This window comes from Bacillus sp. JJ1503, assembly GCF_036965125.1.
Classification (GTDB): Bacteria; Bacillota; Bacilli; order Bacillales; family Cytobacillaceae; genus Cytobacillus.
The window spans coordinates 1-1,729 of sequence record NZ_JBALOZ010000539.1; the positions used below are offsets into that span (position 1 = coordinate 1).

Below are 1,729 nucleotides of genomic sequence, written 5' to 3' on the forward strand. Positions count from 1 at the left end.
AACAAAACTTCTATAATTTGTATCGAGTCACATATAGCCATATAATGGTGTTAGAGGTGTTTTACACTGAGTTGGTTCTGGCTGGCGGGCTAAAAACTCACTCACTGTAAATACCTCTTTTTTATTTGTTAGAGTGAACATGATTTTTCACTCCTTTTGTTTAATTCATTTTCAATAATATTTAACGCATCGATTAACTGATCTGATTCTTCCTTTTCAAATTTCCTTATTAGTTCATCCCATTTTCTTTTTAATACTTCAATACTCATTACCTCCAAATTCATCAGTCATCTCTCTCCCTTTTCTAAACAATTTTTAAAAACCTTTCTTATTAATACTTGGGCAAGGCTAAAATATATTTTGCTTAAATTAAGAAGATGATATATTTGCAAATACAGTTGCTGATAGTAAATTATATGGGCGATTACACAAATAATATCTTGTCCACACAAAAAAGTTTTTGAATAGCCCATCCTATTAAAAAAGGAATAAAAAAAGGATTGGCGAATACATAATTTGAGGTGTTTTTATGATATATAGATGTAGATTGAAGGTTATATTAGCGGAACTAAATATTAAACACGGGGAGTTTGCAGAGAGAATTGGAATAGATAAGTCAACTTTTAGTGCAATTGTAAATAATAAATCTCTACCCAGTTTTGACACCTTATATGAGATTGTTGAGGAATTACGGAGAATTGATCCTAATATAAAACTTGGTGATATTTGGATTAAAAACGATTGAGTTTTTGTAATGAAACAAGATAAAAGGAATATTGGTAAGGAGTTTTTATATTGACCGACTTTAGCTATTATGGTTATAAATTAAAGGAATTAAGAGCCGTAAAGGGATATTCTACGAGAGAAGTTGCAAACAAGCTTAATTTAGATCACTCTCATATTGCAAAAATTGAAAAAGGAAATTTCCCTTCATTACCTACATTGCTTAAATTACTTGAGTTATACAATGAATCACTGGGTAACTTTTTCAATGAAAAAAATAAATGGAATGAAGTGATAGAGTTACTCGAAAGCAAGGAGGTATCTCCAGAAGAGATGATAATGTTTATTAATGTGATTGTGAAGTTGAAATAGATTAATGAAAAAATTAATAGAAAAGTTGAGATTGTTTTGAAAGTTACTAACACTGATTAAAAATTATTTTAAAAGAGGAGTGTTATGATGATTTCAGGTAAAGATGTAGTATCACTGCATAAGCAAAATGGCGAAGTAGTTAAAGAAATTAAATCAACTGTGCAACCTGATATGATTTTTATTGATGATCCTAATGTTCCAATTGAAGAAGGTGATCATTTTATCAGACTTCTTCCAAACGGATTAACAGAAAAGTATTTAGTCCTGGACAGAGGTTTCTACGATAGTGGTTATGGTTTTAATGCCCATTACCAATGTGAAGTAAAGAAGGTCACTACTAGAGAATTAGAGCAACAGAATCAAATAGTTTATAACGTTCAAGGTAATAATGCTAAAATAAACATTAATTCCAATGACAACTCTCATAATATTGTAAATATTGCTCCAGAAAACCTTTTTAATGAATTGAGAAAAGTATTGGTAGAGGGTATACAAGATAGACAACATAGAAGAGATATTATTGATGCAGTAGATGATATGGAAGAATCTCAGGGACAGTCTAGTTTTATTCAAAACTATCAAAAATTCATTGCTCTAGCTGCAAATCATATGGTATTACTTACACCATTTATAC

General features: G+C 30.0%; 4 protein-coding genes. 3 read left to right on the forward strand and 1 reads right to left on the reverse strand.

Annotated elements, in window-relative coordinates:
- Nucleotides 1–128: 128 nt before the first annotated feature.
- A complete protein-coding gene (locus V7149_RS26380; RefSeq protein WP_335348511.1) occupies nt 129–284 on the reverse strand; it encodes a hypothetical protein in 156 nt (51 codons plus the stop codon).
- 245 nt (nt 285–529) lie between these two features.
- On the opposite strand from V7149_RS26380, the gene V7149_RS26385 reads away from it, so the two are divergent.
- The 3 genes from V7149_RS26385 to V7149_RS26395 all read left to right on the forward strand — a co-directional run.
- Entirely contained in the window at nt 530–745 is a 216-nt protein-coding gene (locus V7149_RS26385; protein ID WP_335348512.1) for a helix-turn-helix domain-containing protein, read from the forward strand.
- Nucleotides 746–795: 50 nt separating this feature from the next.
- Nucleotides 796–1,095 carry a helix-turn-helix domain-containing protein gene (locus tag V7149_RS26390; RefSeq protein ID WP_335348513.1) on the forward strand — a complete coding sequence of 100 codons (300 nt, stop codon included), beginning with the start codon at nt 796–798 and terminating at the stop codon, nt 1,093–1,095.
- An 84-nt stretch (nt 1,096–1,179) separates the two neighbouring features.
- Nucleotides 1,180–1,729 (forward strand): hypothetical protein (locus V7149_RS26395; RefSeq protein WP_438824172.1); only part of this gene is annotated, 550 nt, incomplete at its 3' end.

Bases quoted from the DNA above. Each gene is read 5' to 3' on its own strand.
- V7149_RS26380 (WP_335348511.1), bottom strand. From the start codon at position 284: ATGAATTTGGAGGTAATGAGTATTGAAGTATTAAAAAGAAAATGGGAT.
- V7149_RS26385 (WP_335348512.1), top strand. From the start codon at position 530: ATGATATATAGATGTAGATTGAAGGTTATATTAGCGGAACTAAATATT.